This is a genomic window from Pseudarthrobacter sp. L1SW (assembly GCF_020809045.1).
Lineage (GTDB): Bacteria > Actinomycetota > Actinomycetes > Actinomycetales > Micrococcaceae > Arthrobacter.
The window spans coordinates 547761-572507 of sequence record NZ_CP078079.1; the positions used below are offsets into that span (position 1 = coordinate 547761).

The 24747-nt window shown below is 65.5% G+C and carries 27 protein-coding genes; 20 read left to right on the forward strand and 7 right to left on the reverse strand.

What is annotated here, in order from left to right; all coding sequences use genetic code 11:
- Nucleotides 1–4: 4 nt before the first annotated feature.
- The gene (gene nadE / locus KTR40_RS02655; protein WP_228405193.1) at nt 5–859 is read right to left on the reverse strand and encodes an ammonia-dependent NAD(+) synthetase; all 855 of its coding nucleotides are present in this window, start codon (nt 857–859) and stop codon (nt 5–7) included.
- 74 nt (nt 860–933) lie between these two features.
- Here nadE and pyrE point away from each other — a divergent pair, with 74 nt between their 5' ends.
- The 4 genes from pyrE to KTR40_RS02675 all read left to right on the forward strand — a co-directional run bounded on the left by pyrE (nt 934) and on the right by KTR40_RS02675 (nt 4269).
- On the forward strand, nt 934–1518 hold the full coding sequence (pyrE, locus tag KTR40_RS02660; protein ID WP_139027726.1) for an orotate phosphoribosyltransferase: 585 nt from the start codon (nt 934–936) through the stop codon (nt 1516–1518).
- A 133-nt stretch (nt 1519–1651) separates the two neighbouring features.
- On the forward strand, nt 1652–2419 hold the full coding sequence (locus KTR40_RS02665; protein WP_228405194.1) for a GAF and ANTAR domain-containing protein: 768 nt from the start codon (nt 1652–1654) through the stop codon (nt 2417–2419).
- A 102-nt stretch (nt 2420–2521) separates the two neighbouring features.
- Nucleotides 2522–3145 (forward strand): hypothetical protein, encoded by a 624-nt coding sequence (locus KTR40_RS02670; protein WP_228405195.1) that lies wholly within the window; start codon nt 2522–2524, stop codon nt 3143–3145.
- Nucleotides 3146–3228: 83 nt separating this feature from the next.
- Nucleotides 3229–4269, forward strand: coding sequence for an alpha/beta hydrolase (locus KTR40_RS02675; protein ID WP_228405196.1), 1041 nt, complete (start codon nt 3229–3231; stop codon nt 4267–4269).
- Here KTR40_RS02675 and KTR40_RS02680 read toward each other — a convergent pair.
- Entirely contained in the window at nt 4266–5096 is an 831-nt protein-coding gene (locus tag KTR40_RS02680) for an HAD-IIA family hydrolase (protein WP_228405197.1), read from the reverse strand. The two genes, KTR40_RS02675 and KTR40_RS02680, sit on opposite strands and share 4 nt — an antisense overlap.
- Nucleotides 5097–5147: 51 nt before the next feature.
- Between KTR40_RS02680 and KTR40_RS02685 the strand changes: the two genes are divergently transcribed.
- The 3 genes from KTR40_RS02685 (at nt 5148) to KTR40_RS02695 (ending at nt 7412) form a co-directional block, all read left to right on the forward strand.
- Complete coding sequence (locus KTR40_RS02685; RefSeq protein WP_139027731.1) at nt 5148–5822, forward strand: TrmH family RNA methyltransferase; 675 nt, start codon at nt 5148–5150, stop codon at nt 5820–5822.
- A gap of 145 nt (nt 5823–5967) precedes the next feature.
- Nucleotides 5968–6987 carry a class II fructose-bisphosphate aldolase gene (fbaA, locus tag KTR40_RS02690; protein WP_139027732.1) on the forward strand — a complete coding sequence of 340 codons (1020 nt, stop codon included), beginning with the start codon at nt 5968–5970 and terminating at the stop codon, nt 6985–6987.
- 2 nt (nt 6988–6989) lie between these two features.
- Entirely contained in the window at nt 6990–7412 is a 423-nt protein-coding gene (locus KTR40_RS02695; protein WP_139027733.1) for a DUF3151 domain-containing protein, read from the forward strand.
- A gap of 132 nt (nt 7413–7544) precedes the next feature.
- Here the strand turns inward: KTR40_RS02695 and KTR40_RS02700 are convergent, their stop codons facing one another.
- Nucleotides 7545–8177, reverse strand: a complete 633-nt coding sequence (locus KTR40_RS02700) for a uracil-DNA glycosylase (protein ID WP_139027734.1) — start codon at nt 8175–8177, stop codon at nt 7545–7547.
- Between the two features lie 291 nt (nt 8178–8468).
- Here KTR40_RS02700 and KTR40_RS02705 point away from each other — a divergent pair, with 291 nt between their 5' ends.
- From KTR40_RS02705 to KTR40_RS02730, 6 genes are all read left to right on the forward strand, one after another.
- Entirely contained in the window at nt 8469–9554 is a 1086-nt protein-coding gene (locus tag KTR40_RS02705) for a M14 family zinc carboxypeptidase (RefSeq protein ID WP_228405198.1), read from the forward strand.
- Between the two features lie 255 nt (nt 9555–9809).
- Nucleotides 9810–11099, forward strand: a complete 1290-nt coding sequence (locus KTR40_RS02710; protein ID WP_139027736.1) for an adenylosuccinate synthase — start codon at nt 9810–9812, stop codon at nt 11097–11099.
- Between the two features lie 182 nt (nt 11100–11281).
- A complete protein-coding gene (locus KTR40_RS02715) occupies nt 11282–11647 on the forward strand; it encodes a YegP family protein (protein WP_139027737.1) in 366 nt (121 codons plus the stop codon).
- A gap of 292 nt (nt 11648–11939) precedes the next feature.
- Complete coding sequence (locus tag KTR40_RS02720; RefSeq protein ID WP_228406242.1) at nt 11940–12491, forward strand: RNA polymerase sigma factor; 552 nt, start codon at nt 11940–11942, stop codon at nt 12489–12491.
- On the forward strand, nt 12488–13387 hold the full coding sequence (locus KTR40_RS02725) for a hypothetical protein (protein WP_228405199.1): 900 nt from the start codon (nt 12488–12490) through the stop codon (nt 13385–13387). Before KTR40_RS02720 ends, KTR40_RS02725 begins: the two co-directional genes overlap by 4 nt.
- A gap of 62 nt (nt 13388–13449) precedes the next feature.
- A complete protein-coding gene (locus tag KTR40_RS02730) occupies nt 13450–13875 on the forward strand; it encodes a CoA-binding protein (protein ID WP_228405200.1) in 426 nt (141 codons plus the stop codon).
- Nucleotides 13876–13888: 13 nt separating this feature from the next.
- Here the strand turns inward: KTR40_RS02730 and KTR40_RS02735 are convergent, their stop codons facing one another.
- Nucleotides 13889–14917, reverse strand: coding sequence for an isopenicillin N synthase family oxygenase (locus KTR40_RS02735; protein WP_228405201.1), 1029 nt, complete (start codon nt 14915–14917; stop codon nt 13889–13891).
- A gap of 45 nt (nt 14918–14962) precedes the next feature.
- Here KTR40_RS02735 and KTR40_RS02740 point away from each other — a divergent pair, with 45 nt between their 5' ends.
- From KTR40_RS02740 to KTR40_RS02760, 5 genes are all read left to right on the forward strand, one after another.
- Complete coding sequence (locus tag KTR40_RS02740) at nt 14963–15373, forward strand: MmcQ/YjbR family DNA-binding protein (protein WP_139027741.1); 411 nt, start codon at nt 14963–14965, stop codon at nt 15371–15373.
- Nucleotides 15363–15917: a DUF1990 family protein gene (locus KTR40_RS02745; RefSeq protein ID WP_228405202.1), complete on the forward strand. Its 555-nt coding sequence runs from the start codon at nt 15363–15365 to the stop codon at nt 15915–15917. Before KTR40_RS02740 ends, KTR40_RS02745 begins: the two co-directional genes overlap by 11 nt.
- Nucleotides 15914–16234: a putative quinol monooxygenase gene (locus KTR40_RS02750; protein ID WP_228405203.1), complete on the forward strand. Its 321-nt coding sequence runs from the start codon at nt 15914–15916 to the stop codon at nt 16232–16234. Before KTR40_RS02745 ends, KTR40_RS02750 begins: the two co-directional genes overlap by 4 nt.
- A 15-nt stretch (nt 16235–16249) precedes the next feature.
- A complete protein-coding gene (locus tag KTR40_RS02755; protein WP_228405204.1) occupies nt 16250–16543 on the forward strand; it encodes a DUF503 domain-containing protein in 294 nt (97 codons plus the stop codon).
- A 250-nt stretch (nt 16544–16793) separates the two neighbouring features.
- A complete protein-coding gene (locus tag KTR40_RS02760) occupies nt 16794–17390 on the forward strand; it encodes a hypothetical protein (protein ID WP_228405205.1) in 597 nt (198 codons plus the stop codon).
- 132 nt (nt 17391–17522) lie between these two features.
- Here KTR40_RS02760 and purL read toward each other — a convergent pair whose 3' ends face one another.
- From purL to purS, 3 genes are read right to left on the reverse strand one after another with little or no spacing between them, the layout of a single operon-like run.
- Complete coding sequence (gene purL / locus KTR40_RS02765; RefSeq protein ID WP_228405206.1) at nt 17523–19832, reverse strand: phosphoribosylformylglycinamidine synthase subunit PurL; 2310 nt, start codon at nt 19830–19832, stop codon at nt 17523–17525.
- Nucleotides 19829–20605 carry a phosphoribosylformylglycinamidine synthase subunit PurQ gene (purQ, locus tag KTR40_RS02770; RefSeq protein WP_139027879.1) on the reverse strand — a complete coding sequence of 259 codons (777 nt, stop codon included), beginning with the start codon at nt 20603–20605 and terminating at the stop codon, nt 19829–19831. Before purQ ends, purL begins: the two co-directional genes overlap by 4 nt.
- 1 nt (nt 20606) lies before the next feature.
- A complete protein-coding gene (purS, locus tag KTR40_RS02775; RefSeq protein WP_015935902.1) occupies nt 20607–20858 on the reverse strand; it encodes a phosphoribosylformylglycinamidine synthase subunit PurS in 252 nt (83 codons plus the stop codon).
- 287 nt (nt 20859–21145) lie between these two features.
- Between purS and KTR40_RS02780 the strand changes: the two genes are divergently transcribed.
- Together KTR40_RS02780 and KTR40_RS02785 are read left to right on the forward strand one after the other, a co-directional pair.
- Nucleotides 21146–21331: a hypothetical protein gene (locus KTR40_RS02780; RefSeq protein WP_139027880.1), complete on the forward strand. Its 186-nt coding sequence runs from the start codon at nt 21146–21148 to the stop codon at nt 21329–21331.
- A gap of 281 nt (nt 21332–21612) precedes the next feature.
- Nucleotides 21613–24717, forward strand: coding sequence for a S8 family serine peptidase (locus tag KTR40_RS02785; RefSeq protein WP_370633205.1), 3105 nt, complete (start codon nt 21613–21615; stop codon nt 24715–24717).
- Nucleotides 24718–24747 lie beyond the last annotated feature (30 nt).

A 24747-nucleotide genomic window follows, 5' to 3' on the forward strand; every position in this document is an offset into this window, starting at 1 on the left:
ATTCCTACAGCCCTGCGCGCGGCTCCTCCGGGCCCTCGGTCTTCCACCAGGTGTCAAAGATGGTGACGGGGACCGTGCGCTTGTGCCGCGTGCGCAGGTACTTCTGTTCGATCGAGTCGGCCACGGACTCCGGAACATCCCGGCCTTCCAGGTAATCGTCGATCTGGTCGTAGCTCAGGCCCAGCTCGTCCTCATCGGTGCGGCCCGGTTTGTCGTCCAGGAGGTCCGCCGTGGGCACCTTCTCCCAGACCCGTGCCGGCGCTCCAAGTTCGGCCAGCAGGGCCCTGTTTTGCCGCTTGTTCAGGCCGAACAGCGGCAGGATGTCCGCGCCGCCGTCGCCGTACTTGGTGAAAAAGCCGGTCACGGACTCGGCGCCGTGGTCCGTGCCGACCACCAGGTAGTTGTGTTCGCCCGCCAGGGCGTACTGGGCAATCATGCGGGTGCGGGCCTTGGTGTTGCCCTTGTGGAAGTCGGAGATCTCCGTGCCTACGGTTTTCTCGAACTCATCCTCGAAGCCGTCCACGGCCGCGGAGATGTTGAAGGTCCATTCCGTCTTGGGCTTGATGAAGTCCAGGGCGGCCTGGGCGTCTTCCTCGTCATGCTGGACGCCATAGGGCAGCCGCACCGCCACGAAGTTGGCCTCCACGCCCTCTGCTTCAAGTTCTTCGACCGCAAGCTGGGCCAGCTTTCCGGCGAGCGACGAATCGAGGCCGCCGGAAATGCCCAGGACGAAACCCTTGGTATGGGTGGCCTTCAGGTAGTCCTTGAGGAATGTGACGCGCTTGCGCACCTCCCCGGCGGGATCGATCCGGGGCTGTACGCCCATTTCCTTGATGATGCTGGCCTGGAGTTCGCGCATGTGGAACAGCCTAGCCAGCGGTGTCAACAACGCTCAAGCATCCACACCGGGCCGCCCCCACTAAACTGGAGTCCATGACTTCCCCCAGTGACACTGCAGTGGATACTGCAGCCGCCCGCGCCCGACTGCTGGAACTGATCAAGGAACTCGCCGTGGTCCGCGGCAAGGTGATCCTCTCCAGCGGAGCCGAGGCTGACTACTACATCGACCTTCGCCGCATCACGCTGCACCACGAGGCATCCAAGCTGGTGGGCCAGGTGATGCTGGCGCTGGCGGACGACGCCGGAATCGATTTTGAGTGCGCGGGCGGACTCACCATGGGTGCTGACCCCGTGGGTACCGCGGTCATGCATGCGGCAGTGGACGCCGGACGCACTGTGGACGCGTTTGTGGTCCGCAAGGCGCAGAAGTCCTATGGCATGGGCCGCCAGGTGGAAGGCCCGTCGGTCGAAGGACGGAAAGTCCTGGTTTTGGAGGACACGTCCACTACCGGCGGCTCGGCGCTGACGGCCGTGGAGGGCGTCCGGAGGGCCGGAGGCAATGTGGTGGCCGTTGCCGTCATCGTGGACCGCGATACCGGCGCGAAGGAAAAGATCGAAGCGGAAACCGGGGTGCCCTACCTGTTCGCATTCGGCAAGGACGAACTGGGGCTTTCCTAGCCTTCCCGCTCCATGCGCCACCGCGGGCCGGCCTTGGGCCGCCTGCGGTGCCCGCCGCCGATGTGGACCGCACCGTGAGGCTGTTCTATCATTTGCGGTAACCCCTTCATTCCCCGTACGGAGAACGTGCACCATGCTCCCCCCTGAACAGCCTTTGAGCACCACCGATCAGGTCCAGAACCTCATCCTGGAGAGTGCCGACTTTGAGGACTTCCTCAATGAGCTCGCCCGGTTCTCCGCGCACCAGATGGCGGGCGACGGCGACGACGCGCTCTGCGGCATCACGCTGCTCCGCGACCGCAAGGCTGCCACCATCGGCTGGAGCAGCGATTCGGCCCGGGAAGTGGACCAGATCCAGTATTCACTCTCCCAGGGCCCGTGCCTCACCGCCGCCCAGGAGGAACGCGAAGTCCACGTTCCTGACCTGTTCGAGGAGAACCGCTGGGGCCCGGACTATGCCTCCGCCGTGGCGTCCCATGGACTGCGGTCCGTGCTGTCCCTGCCCTTCAACCTGCAGGGCGAAGCGAAGGCGGCCCTGAACCTGTACTCGGACGCCCCGCACAAGTTTGATGAGCGCGCCACTGCCAGGGCCCGGCAATTCACCCGCGAGATCTCCCAGGCGCTGCGGCTTGCCGTACGGTTCTCGCTCCACACGGACAGCGCGGCTAACCTCCGGGCCACCCTGGAATCCCGCACCATCATCGACATCGCCATCGGCATTGTGATGGCGCAGAACAGGTGCAGCCAGGAGGCGGCAGTCGCCATCCTGACGGAAGCCTCCTCCAACACGAACACCAAGCTGAGGGACATCGCCAAGTCCCTGGTTGATTCCGTTGGCGGTGTCGGCACCCGGACCCATTTCCAGGAACCGGGCAAAGTCCAGGCGGACCAGAGCGCTTAGCAAGCTTCCTTCCTTGTTACTGGCGGGTTGTGCGGGGCTTCGAGGGAGGTTACGCTTACCGAGGTTGAGCCGTCGGCCATAGACACCTCTTTTGGAGTACCTATGGACCGCGCCTTAAATGCCCTTGTTAACCTCGATGTCCCCGCGGACATTGTCCGTATCGATGTCCGGGGAAGCCTGACCCAGGGCTCCCGGCCCGAACTCGCCCACATCATCCGGCGGATCCGGCGAATGGGCATCCGCTCCCATATCCGCGTTTACCTCTCCGGGGCTGTACTCGTGGAGTCTTCCGCCCTCGCCGGCCTGCGGAGCGACCTGAATGCCATTGACACCGGCACGTTGCCGGGAATCTATGGCAGCGGCGTTTCCCTGGACCTCACCCTTGGCACTGCTGAATGGGCCGCGGGTCAGGAGCCAAGCGGACGGGAGCTGGCACTCATCGAAGGGCTTGCCGACGGCTGCGACGGCGTGGGGGACCTCGCCGAGGGGTTTCCGCTGGTGCCTGCCGGCCGCCTGGACGACTTGTGCGGCCGGCCCCTGGAGGAGTATTCGGACGCGGAACTGCTGACGGCGAGCGACTCGATTTTTGCCCTGTTGGACAGTCCCAAAGCGTTCGCGGGCTCGGACCTGCTGGGCCGCTACAACGACATTGGCGAAGAGTTGCGGCGCCGGCAGCAGGAGTCCGCTGCATCCCTGCCTGCCTCGGAGGGTCAGGCGGCCAGCTGAGCGCCGCTGCCTGACCGGGCGTCACTGAATGGTTACAGCCGCCTTCTTGCGGCGGCGTCTTCAGGTGTGCCTACGGTAGGGGTGTGCCGTATGAGGGGGAGGTAAGTCCGCAGGACCGGCCCGGGGTCCCGGGGGCCCGGCTGCTGGCCGAAGGTGCTGCCCTTAAACAATTTTCCCGGCGTGGGTTCCTGTCCGGAGCCGGTGCTTCGGGCCTGCTTGCGGCGGACATGCTGCTGACCCGCCAGGTGCAGTCGCAGCGCCGGAGCAACCGGATCCTTCCCGTCGATGACGGCTTCGCCGATGCCTACTACCCCGACGCCAGCTGGTTCCTGTTCCCCGGCTACAAGACGAGCTGGGAGGAATCCCAGTGGATCCTCAACTCCCTCCGGGGGGCGTTGAACAAGCGCGCCCGCCTTGCCGCCGTCGGATATTCAAACCAGGGCCTGGACATCGACGAGGTGGTGATTGCGGTCATCGAATACGTCCGGGCACAGAAGCTCACCAAGCTGTTTTTCTACGGCCACAGCTTCGGCGGGATGGTGGCTACCCAGGTTGCCGCGCGCCTGCTGGAAATCCACGGCGTGGAAGTGGAGTTCATCGTTCTCGATTCCAGTCCCTACAGCAAGCACGACGTCCTGGACCAGAGCTGGTTCGACGGCGTGGTGTTCCTTTATGAGCGTGGGTTCCGGTTCCCGTCCACCCTCCGCGGCGGCTACGAGCTGGGGGAGCGGGTCATCCACAAGGACGAGCGGAGCTGGCGCCAGATCCTTGACCAGACGCTGGAGCAGCTGTCACCGATCGCCCCGTCCAGCGTGCTCATCCAGTCCGAGTCGGCATACATCTACCACTTCGAGGGCAGCCGGTTCGCGGACAAGATCGGGGGCGCCAAGATGGCCTACATCGGCAACCCCAGTGACCGCACCGTCCGCTACCAGACGGCGGTGGAGGCGTGGGCCGTAGCCTTCAAGGCGAACATGGTGTCGAGCTCCCTGCAGACCGTCGGTGCCAGGCCCGCCCACGCGAGTCCGGGCTGGAACCCGAACGTCTACCGGCCCATTCTGGAAGAACTGCTGGATGAGCACTTCCCGCTCCCCCGCGGCGGTTCCCGGGTGACGGTGTTCTAGATCTGGTTCTTCAGGTCCGCCACGGAGTTCAGGACCTGGTTGGGCCGGAAGGGGTACGCAGCGATGTCGTCCTTGTGGGTGATGCCGCTGAGGACCAGGACGGTGTGCAGCCCCGCCTCCATGCCGGCGATGATGTCCGTGTCCATCCGGTCCCCGATCATGGCAGTGGTCTCGGAGTGGGCATCGATCTGGTTCATGGCAGAGCGGAACATCATGGGGTTCGGCTTGCCCACAATGTACGGCTCACGGCCGGTGGCCTTCGTAATCAGCGCCGCGATCGCTCCCGTGGCCGGCATGGGGCCGTCCTTGGATGGGCCGGTGGCGTCCGGGTTCGTGGCAATGAACCGCGCGCCGGCAAGGATCAGCCGGATGGCCATGGTGATGGCCTCGAAGGAGTAGGTGCGCGTCTCGCCAAGCACCACGAAGTCCGGATTCTGGTCGGTGAGGATGAAGCCTGCCTCGTGCAGTGCCGTCGTCAGGCCCGCCTCACCGATGGTGTAGGCGCGGTTTCCGGATTCCGAGCCCCGCACCTGGTCCTTGAGGAACTGCGCCGTGGCCAGCGCAGAGGTCCAGATGTTCTCTTCGGGGATCTCCAGGCCGGAGGAGCGCAGGCGCGCAGCCAGGTCGCGCGGGGTATAGATGGAATTGTTGGTCAGCACCAGGAAGCGCCTGGAGGTGTCCACCCACCGCTGGATGAGCTCGGCCGCGCCGGGGATGGGCTGGTTTTCGTGGACCAGGACGCCGTCCATGTCCGTCAGCCAGCATTCAATCTCCTGGCCGCTGCGGTATACCGCCGGGTTCCCTGCTACCTGGTCTGCTTCTGCCACGTCTGCCTCCACGGTGATGAATGCTCCAGTGGTCCAGTCTAGTGTTGAGGGGTGAACCAGACGCCCGGCCTGCCAGACGAACTCAACCCGCAGCCTGAGGAGGCCGCCCCTGAAAAGGCGGAGGTCGGCGTCGGGCCCTGGGAAGGCGAGCTGCCGGAAGGGGACCACTGGGACCCCGACCTCCTTGCCGACGGCGACCGCCGCAATGTGCTGGACAAGTACCGCTACTGGAAGCACGAAGCGATTGTTGCGGAACTCGACTCCCGGCGCCACAACTTCCACGTCGCCATCGAGAACTGGCAGCACGACCTGAACATCGGCACCGTGGTGCGCACGGCCAATGCGTTCCTGGCCAAGGAAGTGCACATCATCGGACGACGGCGGTGGAACCGGCGGGGTGCCATGGTCACCGACCGCTACCAGCATGTCCGGCACCACCCCACCGTGGAGGACTTCGTGGCCTGGGCGCAGGGGGAGGGACTGGCGATCATCGGGATCGACATCTTCCCGGACTCCGTGCCGCTCGAGACCTATGAACTGCCCAGGGACTGCGTGCTGGTGTTCGGCCAGGAAGGACCCGGCTTGACGCCGGAGGTCCATGAAGCGGCCGTGGCCACCCTGTCCATCGAACAGTTCGGCTCCACCCGGTCCATCAACGCAGCCTCGGCAGCGGCCATCGCCATGCACGCCTGGGTGCGCCGGCACGTGTTCAACCAGCACGTGTAGCCCGCCGTGTCCTGAACTGCCGTCCCGGGTGGCGGCGGGGCGTAACCGGGAGCACATGCTGCACGGAAATGGCTAGGATGGTGCTAGCCGTAAGCGGTACTCCAGGGTTACCAGCCCACAGACGAACCTCAGCATAGGAGTCAGCATGCCCATTGCAACCCCAGAGATCTACTCCGAGATGATCGACCGCGCAAAGGCGGGCGGCTTCGCATTCCCGGCCGTGAACGTAACATCCTCACAGACGCTGAACGCCGCCCTCCGCGGCTTCGCCGAAGCTGAGTCCGACGGCATCGTCCAGGTCTCCACCGGCGGCGCCGCATACTGGTCCGGCGCGTCCACCAAGGACATGGTTGCCGGTTCGCTGGGCTTCGCGGCCTTCGCCCGCGAAGTGGCGAAGAACTACAACGTCAACATCGCGCTGCACACGGACCACTGCCCCAAGGACAAGCTGGACGGCTTCGTCCTGCCCCTGCTCGCAGCGTCCGAGGCCGAGGTCAAGGCCGGCCGCAACCCGCTGTTCAACTCCCACATGTGGGACGGCTCCGCGGAGACCCTGCAGGAGAACCTGCGCATCGCCCGCGAACTGCTCGAGCGCACCGCCGCCGCAAAGATGATCCTCGAGGTGGAGATCGGCACCGTGGGCGGCGAAGAGGACGGCGTCGAAAACGAGATCAACGAGAAGCTCTACACCACCGTGGAAGACGCCCTCGCCACCATCGAAGCGCTGGGCGCCGGCGAGAACGGCCGCTACATCACCGCCCTGACCTTCGGCAACGTCCACGGCGTCTACAAGCCCGGCGGAGTGAAGCTGCGCCCGGAGATCCTGAAGGACATCCAGGCCCAGGTTGGCGCCAAGATCGGCAAGGACAGCCCGTTCGACCTCGTGTTCCACGGCGGTTCCGGCTCCTCGGACCAGGAAATCGCGGACGCAGTCTCCTACGGCACCATCAAGATGAACATCGACACCGACACCCAGTACGCCTACACGCGCCCCGTGGCGGACCACATGTTCAAGAACTACGACGGCGTCCTGAAGGTCGACGGCGAGGTTGGCAACAAGAAGACGTACGATCCCCGCGTCTGGGGTGCAGCCGCCGAAGCCGGCCTGGCAGCCCGCGTTGTCGAAGCCACCAAGCAGCTCGGTTCGGCCGGAAAGACCTTCTAGGAATGTCCGACGAGTTCCGGAGGAACCTGATGGGCCCCGAGCCCACGCTCCTCCCTGCCGAGACTGAGGTCTACCAGCAGCTGGAAGCGGGCCAGGAAGCCCTGGACCTGGTGGCCAGACACCCCACGTCCTCGCTGTTGTGGGCAGTGCTGGCTGAAGAGGCCTGGGCTGAAGGGCGCACCATCGATTCCTACGCCTACTCGCGCGTGGGCTACCACCGCGGCCTTGACTCGCTGCGCCGCAACGGGTGGCGGGGCGTTGGTCCCATTCCCTGGGAGCACGAACCCAACCAAGGCTTCCTGCGCGCGCTGTACTCGCTTGGCCGGGCGTCAGCTGCGATCGGCGAGGCGGAGGAGCCGGAACGGATCGAGAAGTTCCTCAACGACTCCGACCCCGCGGCCAAGGCAGCCATAGAGGCGAAGTAGGTCCCCACAGCCTCCCTCGCTTCGCTCAGCCAGGGAAATCCTGGGCGGCGGAGGCCCCTTTGTATGACGACGACGGCCGGCACCTTTCTCGAAAAGGTGCCGGCCGTCGTCGTAATGCCTGGAAGTCGGGAGTCAGCTGGCTTTCTGCAGCCCTGTCCGGGCCATCGCGTCCGCGTAGGCCACGCGCATGTCCTCGAGGTACTCCTCCTGGCGGGCGGGTGAGCCGGCGAAGGCGCGGCCGCTGAGGGAGCGCACCTTGTAGGTCTTCAGGCCACGGCGCCAGAGCAGCGGCACTTCGGTCTTCAGCAGCAGGTTGGCCAGGCGGTTGGCTTCCGTGCCGTGGGCAACGATGACCGACGCGCGGGGGACGAGGGCCAGGAACTTGAGCAGCGGCTTGAGGCCGGCCGAGATCTGGTCCGGGGTGAACTTGCCGTTCGCTTCCCCTGGGATGTGCCACGGGTGGACATTCCACGGCATCACGAACTCGGGACGCAGGCCCAGCTTCCACTGGATGCCCAGCATCCGGGTGGCGGCGTCATCGTCCCCGGGAGTGATAAAGCCGGACTTGTCCGCCGCGCCGATGTTCGAGTACAGGCTGATGATGCGGCACTCGTCCACGTCGTGCATGGGATCGACGTAGGGCACCACTGTGCCGGGCTTGGCGTCCTGCAGGGAATCGCACAGTTCGTTGACGGCGGCAACGTTGGGTTCGTAACGGCGGCTCAGGAGCTGCTCATGGAAAGATTCGGGTGCCAGGGCTGTCATGAAGTGCTTGATCTCCTGCGGGGATTGATGTTGCTTCCGACGGTGAAAATGGGCGCACGACGGCACGGCCTCATCAACGGCGGTTAGTTGGGGTGGGCCGATTCCTGGTCGGCCTTTCCCAGTTTAGCAAGCCCGGCGAAACGAAACGCCGGTCGCCTGCAACGGATGTGCTCTTTCAGAACGTAATAACTGCCTGCGGCATTCAGTCATATCGATTGACAGGATTCGTCCAGGTTGGTTTGCTTCTGTCACAGCCCGTGATGGGGGACATGGCGGGCTGGTCGCCCCCACATGCACTGGAAGAGGTACCGTACCGTGAGAACTACCCTGGCAACCTTCAGGACCCTGGCCGTATCGGGAGCCCTGGCCCTTGCGGCAATCGCTGCGCCCGCACCCGCGATGGCCGTGGGCGAAGGCCCCAACTATGACGGCAACGGCCAGATCACCACGTCGAAGCTTGCCACCTACGACCAGATGGTCTCGTTCCTCAAAGACCAGGACGCCCGCCAGTCCGCCATGGAACTGGAAGTCATCGGCCAAACGGTGAAGGGCCGGGACATCCACCTGGTCAAGTACATCTCGGACCCGGCCAAGCCCACCATCCTCTACCTGACGCAGCAGCACGGCAACGAACAGCTCACCACGGAAGGTGCGCTGGAATTCGTCAAGCACCTTGGCACCGGCAAATCGCAGGATGTCCTGGACGGCGTGAACATCCTCATCGTGCCCATGCTCAACGCGGACGGTGCCATGGGTGACGTGAACTTTTCCCTGGATGACTACCTGGCCAAGGGCGACCGGAACATGACGCGCCACAACGCGAACGAAGTGGACCTCAACCGCGACCATGTGGCCAAGATCCAGCCCGAGACCCAAGCGCTGCACAACAACGTGATGCGCAAGTACAACGTGGACTACATGATCGACCTGCACCACCAGGGCACCCGCAGCCAGCGTGACGGCGAACTGGTGTCCGGCTCCATCCTGTACCCCACCACCCCCAACGCCGATCCGGCATTGGTGGAAAAGTCCAAGCAGCTGGGCGCCGTGGTGTTCCACAACGTCGATTCCACCGGCTGGGGCCACCTGGGCAAGTACGTGGGCGGAAGCGCCGAAACCATCAGCCGCAACGGCATCGCAGTGGAATACGGCATCGCAACGCTCCTGTTCGAGATGCGCGGCATGTCTGACCACTACCTGGACGGCTACGCCCTGGGGCTCCGGAGCAACGGCTACCTGATCAAGCAGACGGTGACCACGCTGACGGCCACCGCCGCCGCCATCGCTGACGGTTCTATTGCCGACGCCGACACCTCCTTCTGGGACAGCCTCGCCACCCAGACCTCCCGCCCGGGAGAGGAAGCCGACGACGAGTAGCAACACACACTGACAGTCCGCCGCGGTCCTCCCGCACGAGCCCTTTGCCGTGCAGGGAGGACCGCGGCGGCCAACGAGTGGACCAAGTGCCTCATCGGCTAAACTTGGGTGGTAAGAGCCCCGGAACTCTTGCGTCGCTGCGCCGCCCGCGGACCAGCGACAGCCGGTACGTTCGGGGCATTCTCATGAACGGCGCTGTGCAGGACCGCCACCCAGTGGCCAACCGGACAGCCCGAACGAATGGGGGAGGATCCCATGCCAGCAATTGTGATCGTAGGAGCCCAGTGGGGCGACGAAGGAAAAGGCAAGGCCACCGACCTTCTGGGCGGCCGTGTTGACTACGTCGTCAAGCCGAACGGCGGCAACAACGCCGGGCACACCGTCGTCGTAGGCGGTGAAAAGTACGAACTCAAGCTGCTGCCGGCAGGTATTCTCAGCCCCAACGCAGTCCCCATCATCGGCAACGGCTGCGTGGTCAACCTCGAGGCCCTCTTCCAGGAAATTGACGGCCTGCAGGCCCGCGGTGCAGACACCTCGAAGCTCCGCGTCTCGGCCAACGCCCACCTGGTTGCCCCCTACCACCAGGTGCTGGACAAGGTCACCGAGCGCTTCCTGGGCAGCCGCGCCATCGGCACCACCGGCCGCGGCATCGGTCCGGCCTACATGGACAAGGTGGCCCGCCTGGGCATCCGCGTGCAGGACGTCTTTGACGAATCCATCCTCCGCCAGAAGGTGGAAGGGTCCCTGCGCCAGAAGAACGAACTCCTGGTGAAGGTCTACAACCGCCGCGGCGTCCTGGTGGAGGAGATCGTGGAGTACTTCCTCTCCTTCGCCGAGCGGCTCCGCCCCCTGGTCATCGACAGCACGCTGGTCCTGAACTCGGCTTTGGACGAGGGCAAGGTTGTCCTGATGGAAGGCGGCCAGGCAACGTTCCTGGACGTGGACCACGGCACCTACCCGTTCGTCACTTCCTCCAACCCCACCGCAGGCGGCGCCTCCGTCGGTTCGGGCATCGGGCCCACCCGCATCTCCCGCTCCATCGGCATCATCAAGGCGTACACCACCCGCGTTGGCGCCGGCCCGTTCCCCACGGAACTGTTCGACGAGATGGGCATGTACCTGCAGAAGACGGGCGGGGAGTTCGGCGTCAACACAGGCCGTCCGCGCCGCTGCGGCTGGTACGACGCCGTCCTGGCCCGCCACGCCTCCCGCGTCAACGGCTTCACGGACTACTTTGTCACCAAACTGGACGTCCTCACCGGCATCGAGCAGATCCCTGTGTGCGTTGCTTATGACGTGGACGGTGTCCGGCACGATGAGATGCCCATGACGCAGACCGAATTCCACCACGCCAAGCCCATCTTCGAGTACTTCGAGGGCTGGACCGAGGACATCACCGGCGCCCGTACCCTGGCGGACCTGCCGGAGAACGCCCGCAACTACGTGCTTGCCCTGGAGAAGCTGTCCGGCACGCGCTTCTCCGCGATCGGCGTGGGACCGGACCGGGACCAGACCATCGTGGTGAACGACCTCATCAACGACTGACTTTCTTGGCACTCACGACGGCGGCGGGCCACCTTCCGGAGATGGCCCGCCGCCGTCGTTGTCAGGTCCGGGGGTGTAGGCCTTGCGGCAATTTACACAGGATTAACGCGGGTGGTCTTGTAAGGCTGCAGGCGCGGCCGCGAGACTCGTCTGTACACCGTGTGACCCGAGGAAGGATTGTCATGGCCGGAAAGTTCGAGGCATTCGTCGACTCTGATGCGTATTTCAGGTTCCGGCTCCTGGCACCTGATGGCGCAGTGGTGGCTGTCTCCGGGCCGTATGAGGACAAGCATGCCCTCGCAGCCGGCATCGCTGCCGTCCGCGAATGCGCAGGCACAGGGCTAGTCACCGATCTCTGCCCGGCCGGCGTCGCCGTGCGCCGGTCACCTGCCGACTCACCTGCCGAGGTGCAGGGCCGAGCGCCGGTGCCCGGAGGGGCGGACTGTGATGACCCGCGGGTCCCGGCGAATGGGCACACGTTCGTCCTCGCCAAGGTGCCGCGGCGGCAGGGAAGCAGGCCCCGCTGGACTGCCGCGGCCGCCCGCTGACTTCCCGGAAAAAAGATTTTCAAAGTTTTCTCCCCGAACGCGTAACCCCTGGCGTACCTGCGGCGATTACCCCTATGTAGCGCCGGTCTGGAACTTGTCCCCCATCACGTTCCAGGCCGGCTCTTTCACTTTCCGGGGGCAGGGGCAGCTGTCCAATGGGACCGGCGGGGCATACGGTGCAGTCGGGGTTGGTGATTACTGAGGGGTAAAGTGGTGCGGGGAAACCGGCCTTACGCACGCCGGGCAGCTTCTCCGCTCAAACGAACCCCTTTTGACTGAAAGCACTACGTCCGTGACTGATGCCCTGACAGACGAGGCCCTGCGGGACGGGCCCGCTGGGGCAGCCGTCTTCAGCCTTGTCTACCGGACGTATGCAGCACAGGTCCTGGGCTACCTGACAGCCCGGGGAGTCGAGGATCCGGAGGCGGCCATGCAGGAAGTGTTCCTTTCCATCCTGCCGCGCCTTGACTCCGTACATGGGGGAGCCGCAGGACTCCGCACCTTCATCTTTTCTGTTGCCCACGCCAGGATGGTGGATGACCACCGGCGCCAAAGTCGCACCCCCGCCAGACTGCCCTTTGAGCCCGAGCTGGACCAGCGGGAAGATTCGTCGGCCGAGTCCCAGGCCCTTGAGCGTATTTCACCGCAGGAAGTCCTTGGGCTGCTTGACTCTTTGCCGCAGGACCAGCGCGAGGTACTGTCCCTTCGCCTCGTGGCCGGACTCACCGTAGAGCAGGCAGCGGATGCGATGGGCAGGAGCGAGGGTTCCGTGAAGCAGCTTCAGCGCCGGGCGCTCCTCAAGCTCCGGGACCTTGCGGAAGTGAAGGAGTACCTGAAGCAATGACACCACAAGCGCAGCACATCGCCGCCGTAGCGGAGGAGATGCTCCTCGACGCCGGCCTGGCGCAGGACGTGGAACTTCGCCGCGCCCTCCTCGCCGTAGGCCAACTGGCGAACTTGCCTGTGCCGGTTCCCTCGGGACGGCTGGCAGCGCTGCTGGGCGAGCCCGTTGATGCTGCACCGGAAGATCTTCCCGCCCAGCACCGCGATGGCACCAGGCCCGGCCCGGGCGACGAGCTCGGCAGGCGCCGCCGGCTCCGTTCACACCGCCCCACCGTCGTCGGGCTGGCCCTGGTGGCTGGAATGGGCATGGGTGTGGGTACCGTTGCGGCCAGCCCGGCAGGTTCCGCCCCTGCCGGCAGCCTCTCGATCCAGCAGATGCTGGAGGACTGGGCGCCGTCCTGGACCATCCGCACGCCCCAGGCCGCCGGCCCGGGGTTCCATCAGCAGGCCAATCACGACGACGGCACTGACCTCCCTGCCCGGCGCGACGCCGGCCCGGCCGGCAGTGAAGCCTCCCTTGCCGAAGACTCCCCGTTGACCCTGCAGTCGCCGCCGGCCGGGCAAGCTCCCTTGCCCCAGTCGCCCGGTCAGGTCCGGAACGGTCCGGGGGAGCTTTCAGTCGCCAGTGGACAGGCCGGGGCGAAGGAATCGGAGAAGAATGGCGGCGCCGCCGGGCAAGACGGCGGGCCCCGTACTGTTCACGGCGACAGGGCGGACCAAGGGGCCGGCGCTGGCAGCGCACCTGATGCAGCGGACGGCGAATCCGGGCAGGGGGCCGGCGCTGGTCCTGGCATTCTTTCGGAACCGGGACAGCCGGCGGCAGAGAAGGATGGCGCTGGTTCCGCAGCCGCAAAGACCATGCCCGGGACCAAGTGGCTGGAAAAGTTCATCCGTTAGGCGCCGGCGGGCAGGCGGGGGTGTTTGGCCCTGCTGACTGTTTCTCCGCGTAGGCTGGGCCCATGGGCCACACGAACGATCCCGCAGTCATTGAACGCCTGATGCGTACCAAGGGGCGGTGGGCCATTGTTGGCTTGAGCACCAACGAATGGCGGGCCGCCTTCGATACCTCGCTGTTCATCAGGGACCGCCTGGGCATGGAAATCATTCCGGTGAACCTGCCCGGCGACCCTGTCCACGGCGAAACCGGGTACCGCAGCCTCCTGGACATCCCGCCCTCAAAGCAGCCCATCGACGTCGTGGACTGCTTTGTCAATTCCCAAAAGGTGGGGGCCGTGGTGGACCAGGCGATCGCAGTGGGCGCAAAAGCGGTGTGGATGCAGCTGGGCGTCATTGACGAGGCTACGGCGGAGCGGGCCAAGGCAGCGGGGCTGGACGTCGTGATGGACAGCTGCCCGGCCCAGCAGGCGTGGAAGTTCAGCCTCTGACTGGCGGGTGGCTTCAGCGCTTCACGAACTCCGGATAGTGCCGCTCAGTGACGTCCGGGTGCGCGCGCATCCTGCCCTTGAGCATGTTCAGGCCGAATGACGAAAGAAGGGGATTGGCCGGATCATCGGTAATTCCCCTCGCGGCGGCCTTCAGCTCGGGTGGCAGCGGCACAGGATCGATCACGGCATCAAGCCGCGGCGACCAGAAAAAGGGAACGGAATACCTGTCCACGCCTGGCGGGGGAGCCTGTACACGGTGGATGGTGGCCGCAAGGTAGCCCTCCGTGGCCACCTCCAGCATCTCGCCCAGGTTCACCACCAACGCGCCCGGAATCGGTTCCACCGGAACCCAGTCGCTGGCCCCTGGCGGCAGGACCTCCAATCCGCCCACGCCGTCCTGGAGCAGCAGGGTGACGAATCCGTAGTCGGCGTGCGAGCCAACGCCCTGGTCACCAGCGGCCTCCACGACTCCTCCCACGTAGTGCACCAGCTTACCCATCCAGGCCGGCGTCCCCTGGAACGGTTCGTCAAAGTAGTCCTCCGGAAGCTGCAGGGAAACGGCGATCGCCCTGAGAAGTTCCATCCCCACTTTGGACATTAACTCCGCCCATGCCATCGCGGCGGGCCGCAGCTCGGGAAAGGAATCGTCAGGCCAGAGATTGGGGCCCTGCAGCAGCCAGTACGGTTGGTCCTCCGGATAATCGGTAACGGGCTCCCGTTCGGGCGAGTAGTCGATCTGTTCCCGGGCGTCAGCCCTTCCCTGGGTCACCTCGGTGCCCATCCGGGTGTAGCCGCGAAAATGCGGTGACAGCCGGTTGTCCAGCTTCATGCGCTCCTCCAGCGGCAAGTCGAAGAAGCGCCCGATGACGTCCAGCAGGTGTTCGGCCTGCCCGGTGGCCGCACCATAGCCGGTGACCTGGAAGAAGCCCACGTTGTGGGTGGCGTGCCGCAGCTGCTCAATGAAGTCCGGGCTGAATGACCCGTCTGCCAGCCGCGCCGTATCCAGGTCCAGAACAGGTATGGCTCCCTGATCGTGTGACATCTTCGCAGACTAGCACCGGAGGCGGCGGCTTTATAGGCTTCCAGCATGGACCCCGATGCCCTGAGGAAAATCTGCCTCTCCTTCCCCGGCGCGTACGAGGATTATCCCTTTGGACCTGAAACCGCCGTCTTCAAGGTCCGCGCCCAGGTTGCCGGCGGCGGCCGGAATGAAGGTAAGGTCTTTGCGCTCTCCTCGATGACCACCAAGGACGGATACGTGAACCTCAAATGCGAGCCGGGCCTGGCAGTCCAGCTCCGCGCCGCGCACCCTGAAATCACGGGTGCCTGGCACATGAACAAGACCCACTGGAACGGTGTGCAGCTGGACGGGACATTGCCGGACGGCATGATCAGGGACATGGTGGAGGACTCCTATGACCTGGTGGTGGCAGGCCTCAACAGGAAGCAGCGGGAGCAGCTGGGCTGGGCCCGCCTGGGCGGCGCACGTGGGCACTAGGGGAGGGGCACCAGGAGCACTGAACTATCCCGGTATCGGAAACACGGAACAGGGCACCGCACCTGCCGGGTACGTCGCCGTGCTGAAGGAGGTCCGGATAGGCGCTGGCCTGCCCGTGTACCGGCGGGTTGCGGAGGGCATCCTCGGCTGGGAGCTGCAGCGAAGGGCAGGGCTGCGCGTCCGGGCCGATTCCCCCGTGGCGGTACCGGGGGCAAGGGTGGTGAGCGGCTTCGGCATTGGGCCCTTCCGGCTGAACGCCCCGTGCGAGGTGGTGTGGGTCCGGGAACCCGCTTCCGAGGCGGTGCCGCAGACGGCAGGATTCGGCTATGGGACGCTGCCCGGGCATCCGGCGAGGGGCGAGGAATCCTTCGAGGTGGAAATCAACGCTCGCGGGGAGGTGTTATTGCGGATCCGCGCGTTCAGCAAACCTGCCAACTGGTTCTACGCCGCCGGCGGCCTTGTCACGCGCGCGGCACAACGCTACGTGACGTCCCGGTACATTGAAGGGGCACGCACCCTCGCCGCGGAAGGAATCCCCACGTGATTTTTATTGTCGTCAAGTTCAAGGTCAAGCCTGAATGGTCCGAGCGCTGGCTCAGCCTGGTGGCCGACTTCACCCAAGCCACCCGGGAGGAGCCGGGCAACCTGTGGTTCGACTGGTCCCGCAGCGTGGACGACCCCAACGAGTTTGTCCTGGTGGAAGCCTTCAAGGACGACGCCGCCGGGGACCACGTCAACAGCGCCCACTTCAAGCAGGCCATGGCGGACATGCCCCAGGCGCTCGCCGAGACTCCCAGGATCATCAGCCGCCAGCTCGACGGCGACGGCTGGGATCAGATGGGCGAGCTCACCATCGACTAGGGAAGGTCCGGAGCCATGTGGATCGGCTGGATCGAATTCGACATCCTCCTGGGCGACGTCCAGAGCCTTAAGGAAAAACGCTCAGTCATCAGGCCGCTCATCGCGGAAGTCAAGCGCCGCTTCGATGTCTCCGTCGCCGAGGTGGGGGACCACAGCCAGTACCGGCGCACCCAGCTGGGCGTCGGCCTCGTGGCAGCGGACCGCGCGCACCTCGTTGAGGTGCTTGCCGCCGTCGAACGTTTCGTTGCCGCCCGGCCCGAGTTTGAACTGCTCAGCGCCCGCCGGCGGGACCTCCACAGCGAGGACTGACTCCATCGATAGCTGCGTACTTGTCGTTTCACGCGCGAGAACGACAAGTACGGAGCACTCGATCGAGGTTGTGGATAACTTCTGCGGCCTTTGCCCGATTCTGGTCTTATGGACCGATGAAGACGCCCCGCCCGTTGCCGGAGGAACTCCGCGCCCGCCCCTTCACCCTTGCAGATGCGGCGTTCGCCGGAGTCTCATCAGGCCCGAGGGCGCGGCCCACCTCAACAGGCCCCATGTCATCGTGCACAGAATGAAGCTCTACAGCGACGAGGTCACCACGGTCGATGGGATTCCTGTGACCACCCCGGAGCGCACATGGCTGGATATGGCGGAGATGCTGACGCTGGACGGGCTCGTGGTCATGGGGGACAGCTGCGTCCGGGTGCCGCGGGAGGCTTTCGAGGAAAGGGACATGCCGCTGTGCAGCATTGCTGACCTTCAGCGCATGATCGACAGGCACAAGGGAAAGCGCGGACTGCGGCGAGCCAAGGAAGCCATCAAGCTGGTCCGCGTCGGCTCCGACTCACCGCAGGAAACGCTGCTCCGGCTGGCCATGGTGCGGGCTGGGTTGCCGGAACCCGAGCTGAACGTTCCCATCATTTCGGAGGACGGGACACGGCACCATGAGCCGGACCTCTCCTACCGGAAGTACCGGATCGGGATCGAGGGCGAACACCACGGCGGGGAGGGGCAGATCGTGCGGGACATTGACCGCTCCGAGCGCTGTGCCGCCCTGGGGTGGACCGAAGTCCGGATCTCGAAGCGCCATATGCTCAGCGACGCCAAGCCTGCGGCTGCCAAAATCCGGACGGCATTGATCCAAGCAGGCTGGCGGCGGCGTGATTAAAAATCGATTGCTCCGCAGCGGCCGTTTTGAAGGCTCAAAAGGGCAGGTACGGAGCAATCGATGTGGTGGTTGGGCCCACGCCGCCAGGGTTCCCCGGCCGAGCTTGCGAGGCGAGGGTGGCGGTGGGGAGGGTCAGCCGAAGTACTTCGGCAAGGTCCCCTCGTGGGCTTCGCGGAGGGCGTCCAGGGACAGGCCCTCCACGCCGTTGATTTCCAGCTTGCCGCTCGCTGCGTCCACCACGCCGATGCGGGTGTGGGCGAAGCCGCGGGCGGTGCACATGTCGGTGAAGCGGACTTCCTCGGAGCGCGGGACGCCCACAATGGCACGTCCCTGGGACTCGGAGAAGAGCGCCGTGAACAGGTCCACGCCGTCCCGGTCCAGGACGTCCTGCAGGGCGATCCGGGCCCCCACGCCGTAGCGCAGCGAGGACTCCACGAGGGCAGCCGCGAGGCCGCCTTCGGAGAGGTCGTGGGCGGAGTCGACCATGCCGTCGCGCGAGGCGTTGATCAGGATCTCGCCCAGTGCGCGCTCGGCCTCGAGGTCAACCTTCGGCGGCTGCCCGCCGAGGTGTCCGCGCATGTTGGCCCATTCGGAACCGTCCAGCTCGGCGGCCGTGGTGCCCAGCAGGTAGATCGCCTGGCCGTCCTCGCGCCAGCCCGACGGCGTCCGCCGGGCAACGTCGTCGAGCTTGCCGAGCACAGCCACCACGGGGGAGGGGTGGATCGGGGTGGTGCCCGTCTGGTTGTAGAGCGAGACGTTGCCGCCGGTCACGGGGATGCCCAATACCATGCAGGCGTCGGACAGGCCGCGGATGGCTTCGGCGAGCTGCCACATGACGTCCGGATCCTCGGGGGAACCGAAGTTCAGGCAGTCGCTGACGGCCATCGGGATGGCACCGGCGGTGGCAACGTTCCGGTACGCCTCGGCCAGTGCCAGCTGGGCGCCGTGGTACGGGTCCAGGTAGGTGTAGCGGCCGTTGGCATCGGTGGCCAGGGCAACGCCCAGGCCGGATTCCTCATCCACGCGGACCACGCCGGCGTCGTCGGGGAACGCCATGGAGGTGTTGCCGCCCACGTAGCGGTCGTACTGGTCGGTGATCCAGGACTTGGAGCACATGTTCGGCGATGCCACGAGTTCGGTGACAGCGGCCGCGAGCTCAGCCGGAGCGGCCGGGCGGCCGGCGTCCTGCACGGAACCGGTGAAGGTGTCAGCCTGGACGGCGTCCTGCCACTCGGGCCGGGCATACGGGCGGTCGTAAACCGGGCCGTCGTGCGCCACGGTGCGGGGATCGACGTCGACAATCACGTCGCCTTCCCAAGTGATGATGAGGCGGCCGGTATCGGTCACCTCGCCCAGCCAGGAGTACTCCACGGCCCACTTGTCCATGACGGCCTCGAACGCTTCCACGTTCTCCGGCGTGACAACGGCCATCATGCGTTCCTGGGACTCGGACATCAGGATCTCGCCCGGGGTCAACGTGGGGTCGCGCAGCAGGACGGAGGTCAGCTCAACCTGCATGCCGCCGTCACCGTTGGAGGCAAGTTCGGACGTGGCGCAGGAGATGCCCGCTGCGCCCAGGTCCTGGATGCCTTCCACCAGGGAGCCCTTGAACAGCTCCAGGCAGCACTCGATCAGGACCTTCTCGGCGAACGGGTCACCCACCTGGACGGCGGGGCGCTTGGAGGGCTTGGTGTCGTCGAAGGACTCCGAGGCCAGCACGGACGCGCCGCCAATGCCGTCACCGCCGGTGCGCGCGCCGAACAGGACCACCTTGTTGCCCTTGCCGGAAGCGTTGGCCAGGCGGATGTCCTCATGGCGCATGACGCCCACGGCGAGGGCGTTGACCAGCGGGTTGCCCTGGTACACGGAGTCGAACACCATTTCGCCGCCGATGTTGGGCAGGCCCAGGGAGTTGCCGTAACCGCCGATGCCGGCCACTGCACCGTGCATGACGCGCGCGGTGTCCGGGTGGTCGATGGCACCGAAGCGCAGCGGGTCCATCACGGCCACCGGGCGGGCACCCATGGAGATGATGTCGCGGACAATGCCGCCGATGCCGGTAGCGGCGCCCTGGTAAGGCTCAACGAACGACGGCGAGTTGTGCGATTCGATCTTGAAGGTCACGGCCCAGCCGTCCCCCAGGTTGGTCACACCGGCGTTTTCGCCGATACCCACCAGCATGTCCTTCTTCATTTCCTCGGTGACCTTCTGGCCGAACTGGCGCAGGTGGTTCTTGGAGGACTTGTAGGAGCAGTGCTCGCTCCACATGACGGAGTACATGGCCAGTTCGGCGCCGGTAGGGCGGCGCCCCAGGACCTTGACGATCTCGTCGAACTCGTTCTGCTTCAGGCCGAGTTTGGCCCAGGGCAGCTCGGTGTCCGGAGTCTTCGCGGCGTGCTCAACGGTGTCGATGTTGAACTTCTTGGTGGTTTCCGTGGTCACTTGGCGCCTCCCACAATCTTGTTCAGGACGGAGGTGAAGAATCCGAGGCCGTCGGTGTCGGACCCGCCGATGCCATCGAGGGATTCGGGACCGAAGCCAACTTCCACCGCGTGCTCGGGGTGCGGCATGAGGCCCACCACGTTGCCGGCTGCGTTGGAAATGCCTGCGATGTCCCTGCGGGAGCCGTTCGGGTTGAAGCCAACGTAGCGGAACACCACCCGGCCCTCGGCCTCAAGGGCGTCCAGGGTCTTGTCGTCGGCGATGTACTGGCCGTCCTGGTTCTTCAGCGGAATGGTGATCTCCTGGCCCGCCTCGTAGTCCAGCGTCCACGCCGTGTTGCTGTTTTCGACGCGGAGCACCTGGTCGCGGCACAGGAACTTCAGGTGGTCGTTCTTGATCATCGAACCGGGCAACAGGTGCGACTCCGTGAGGATCTGGAAGCCGTTGCAGATTCCCAGCACGGGCAGCTTGGCGTCGCTGTTGGCCGCATCGATGATCTTGGACATGAGCGGAGCGAAACGGGCGATCGCGCCGGCCCGCAGGTAGTCGCCGTAGGAGAAACCGCCGGGAATGATGACGGCGTCCACGTCGCCAAGGTGGGAGTCGCCGTGCCAGAGTTCGACGGCGGTGCCGCCGGCGAGGCGGACGGCGCGGGCGGCGTCGCGGTCATCAAGGGTGCCGGGGAACGTGACGACGCCGATCCGGGCGCCAGCGAGCCTGCTGGCGACGGAAGCGTTGCCGGGGGCTTCTCCGATCAGGGGAAGTTCAGTCATGTCAGGCCTCGACGACCTCGACGTTGACGACGTCCTCGATCACGGGGTTGGACAGGAGGGTCTCCGCTGCATCGCGTGCCTGTGCCAGGATTTCCTCGGTCACCTCACCGTCGACGGTCAGTTCGAAGCGCTTGCCCTGGCGGACAGAGCTGAAGCTGGTGAAGCCCAGGCGGGGGAGAGCGCCGACGATCGCCTTCCCCTGCGGGTCCAGAATCTCGGGCTTGGGCATGACGTCAACAACGATCCGGGGCATCCGGTAACTCCTGTGCGTGAGCTTGGGTAAGGGCGCAGCGGAGTGGTGCCGTCTCACGCCGTACCGGGGTGCCTGGGACACAGTGTGTGTTGCACACTGTTTCTTGGACACTTGTTTTTTAGACATTGTGGACGGGCGCTCCGCGAGCTTGCTAGCCCATTCTACCGGCCGGAGCGCCCCACCCTGTAAACGGCTGTTTGGCGGCGGCCGGCGGCATGGGAACAAGGCGAATAGAGGGGACTGTCGGGGTTCTGGAGTTGTGCGTCCTGCGTCACTAGGATTGCTGGATGGCTGAGAAATCGAAATCCGTGCTGTTGCCAGTGGTTGCCGCAGCAGTGTTCGCGGGGCTGGGCCGGATGGTGCTCCAAAAGATCAAGGCTGACCGCTTCGCCCGTGAGAACAGGGTGGCGGGTCCGGTGGATGAAAAGACCAGGCAGTGGATCAGCGAGGTGGTCCGCACGCCGCGCCAGTAGCGGGAGGTGTTTGACATCTGAGGGTTTGTGAGGGCGTCCTGCGGGGCGCCCTTTTTTGGTGCTCCGATGCAGCTTCCGTCCTCTTATGTGACTGGCGAAAATATTGGTTTTGTGTCCTATGTCATATTCGGCTACCACTCTGTACTCTTTGTTTCGACTGGTCTTACGGAATGACAAGATCTGTAATTCCCTGTGCAAGGTCAGTCGTTTCGGGCCCCCAACCGTGGCTGGGCCGGTACATCGTGAAAGGTTTGCACGTGAGATCTACTGGAAAGAGCCCCATGCGGGGCGGGGGATTCCGGAAGGCAGCGGCGCTTGCCGTGGGCTTGCCGCTTCTCCTCACCTCGATGGCCATCACTCCCGCCACCGCGGCGCCTGCCGGGCAGGATCAGGCAGTCGCCGCCAAGGAAACCGCACCCGCAGAATTCAAGGACGGACGCTACATTGTGGTCCTGGCGGAAGCAGCGGCCGCCGCCTATGAGGGCGGCACCCCCGGGTTTGGCGCAACCAAGCCGGAAAACGGGAGGAAGCTGGACGCCGGCAGCGCCAACTACAGGGCCTATGACGCACACCTCCGCCAGCAGCAACGGGAAGTGGCGGCAAGCCAGGGGGTTACCCCGGGAAAGCAGTACACGGCCGCCCTGAACGGCTTCACTGCAGAGCTGACTGCCGCCCAGGCTATGGAACTCTCCAAGGATGAGCGCGTCATGGTGGTTGCACCCGACGTGGAGAACGCTCCTGACTACACCACCACGGATTTCCTTAAGCTGACCGGCCCGGACGGGGTCTGGGCCAAGCAGTTCGGCGGCGAAGCGAATGCCGGCAAGGGCGTGGTTGTGGGCGTCATCGACTCCGGTTACGCGCCGGACAACCCCTTCCTCCAGGGCGAGCCGGTCCAGCCCTTGAGCGGGCAGGCACAGGTGGGCGTGCCCTACCGCACCGCGGAAGGCCGGATCGCCATGCTCAAGGCTGACGGCACCACCTTCGAGGGCGAATGCCAAAAGGGCCAAGGCACCGGAGCGTCGTTCGACGGTTCCCTGTGCAACACCAAGGTCATTGGCGCGAGGTACTTCGCCGATTCCTTCCTGCAATACGTAGCCCCGCAAAACCGGGCCCCGGAAGAACTCATCTCCCCGGTCGACGTCGGAAGCCACGGGACCCACACGGCCACCACTGCCGCGGGTAACGCGAACGTGGAGCAGGTGATCGACGGCGCAAACTTCGGCAACAGCTCCGGCGTTGCCCCCGCCGCGAAGGTCTCGGTCTACAAAGTCTGCTGGGAGGACACCAACCCGGACACCGGCGGCTGCTACTCCTCCGCCTCGGTGGAAGCGGTGGAGGCCGCAATCAAAGACGGCGTGGATATCCTGAACTACTCCATCTCCGGGAACAACAACAACACCACCGATCCCGTGGCGTTGGCGTTCCTCAATGCTGCCGCTGCAGGCGTCTTCGTGTCCGCATCTGCCGGCAACTCCGGGCCCACGGTGTCCACCGTCAACCACGCTTCACCCTGGCTGACCACGGTTGCCGCATCCACGTTCCCCAGTGACCTGCTGGGCACCGTCAAGGTCTCGGACGGCTCCCTTTACCGCGGAGCTTCGATCATGAAATCCGAAGTGGCGGACAAGCCGGTTGTCGTCGCCTCGGCTGCGGCAGCAGCCGGAGCCACCAATGCCAACCTCTGCGCGCCGGGCTCCCTCGACGCGGCCAAGGTCACAGGCAAAGTGGTTGTCTGCGACCGCGGCGTCGTGGACCGGACGGCCAAGAGCCAGGAAGTCCAGGACAAGGGCGGGCTCGGCATGATCCTGGTGAACCTCACCAGCAGCTCAGAGGACGCCGATAACCACGTGCTGCCCACCGTCCACGTCAACGCCCCCAAGAGCCTGGAACTGAAGTCGAAGCTGGAAGCGAACCCGGCCCTGACAGTCAGCCTGGCCAAGGGCGACCTCACGGGCCTGCCGCCGGCACCCGCACCCCAGATCGCCGGCTTCTCCTCCCGCGGACCTACCCTTGCCGCCGGCGGCGACCTGCTGAAGCCGGACATCGCGGCTCCCGGTGTGAACGTCCTTGCCGGCGTCTCCACCATCGGCAACAACGGTGACCAGTTCGGCTTTATGTCCGGAACCTCCATGGCCGCACCGCACATCGCCGGCTTCGGCGCCCTGGTGCTCAGCAAGCAGCCCAAATGGACGCCCGCGATGGTCAAATCTGCCATGATGACCACCGCTTACCCGCTGGTGAATGCCGACGGTACGCCCAATACGGATCCGTTCCAGGGCGGCGCAGGCCACATCGACTCCACCCGGGTCCTGGATCCGGGCCTGGTCTACAACTCAGGCATCAAGGACTGGCTCGGCTTCCTCAACGGCCAGGGCATGGACACCGGTGCTCCGCAGGCCGGCTCCATCGCGGCCCGCGACCTGAACGTGCCGTCGATCGCACTCGGCAGCCTGGTTGGGGAAGTGCAGGTCAAGCGGCAGCTCACTGCCCTGGTTCCCGGAATCTACCGTCCGGAAGTCAGCATGCCGGGATTCAATGTCCAGGTGGAGCCGAACGCACTGAACTTCGCCAAGGCCGGCCAGACCCGCGAGGTCACGCTGACCATCCGGAACGTCAGCGCTCCGGTGGGCAAGTTCAGCAGCGGCACCCTCACCTGGAAGGGCCCGCGCACTGTGAGCTCTCCTATCGCCATCCGGCCTGTTGATGCGCAGATCGCCCCGTCCGTCTCGTTCAGCTCCGCCACCGGCAGCGGCAGCGGCACGATGGAACTGGTGTCCGGTTCGGACAGCCCGATCAACGTAGGGGTGGAGGGGCTGGCTCCGCTGAGCCAGACGGCCATTACCAAGACTCCCGGCGCGTACGCCCCCCGGAACGACGCCCACAATGCACTGCTTCAGGTGACGGTTCCGCAGGGAGCCTCGTTCGCCCGCCTGGGCGTCCAGGCGCAGTCGGACGACGTCGACTGGGACATGGTGGTCTACGCGCCTAATGCTTCGGGCGGACTGACTGCCACCCAGGTGGCGACGGCCTCCGCCAGTGAGTTCCTGAACCTGGAATCCCCCCGGGCTGGGACGTACTACATCGCGGTCAACCTGTATTCCACGCCGGACAACGGCGCAGCCAGCGCGTCGGTGCAGGCGGTCACCTTCGCAGGGGACGCCGGCAACCTCACGGTGGAACCGAATCCGATCGTGGCCCCGAACGGCACCGCCACCTCTGCCGCGGTGTCCTGGACAGGCCTGTCCGAAGGTGCCTACCTTTCGCGGCTCAGCCTGGGCGGGAACGGCATCAGGACCTGGGTCAATGTGCAGGTGGGCGCCGCGCCGGTCGCCCCCGCCGGCGCTCCGCAGGTGGCGCTGGCGGACGCGGTACCCGCGTCCTAGCAGCCTGATGTCCTGGCGGAAAAGCACTCC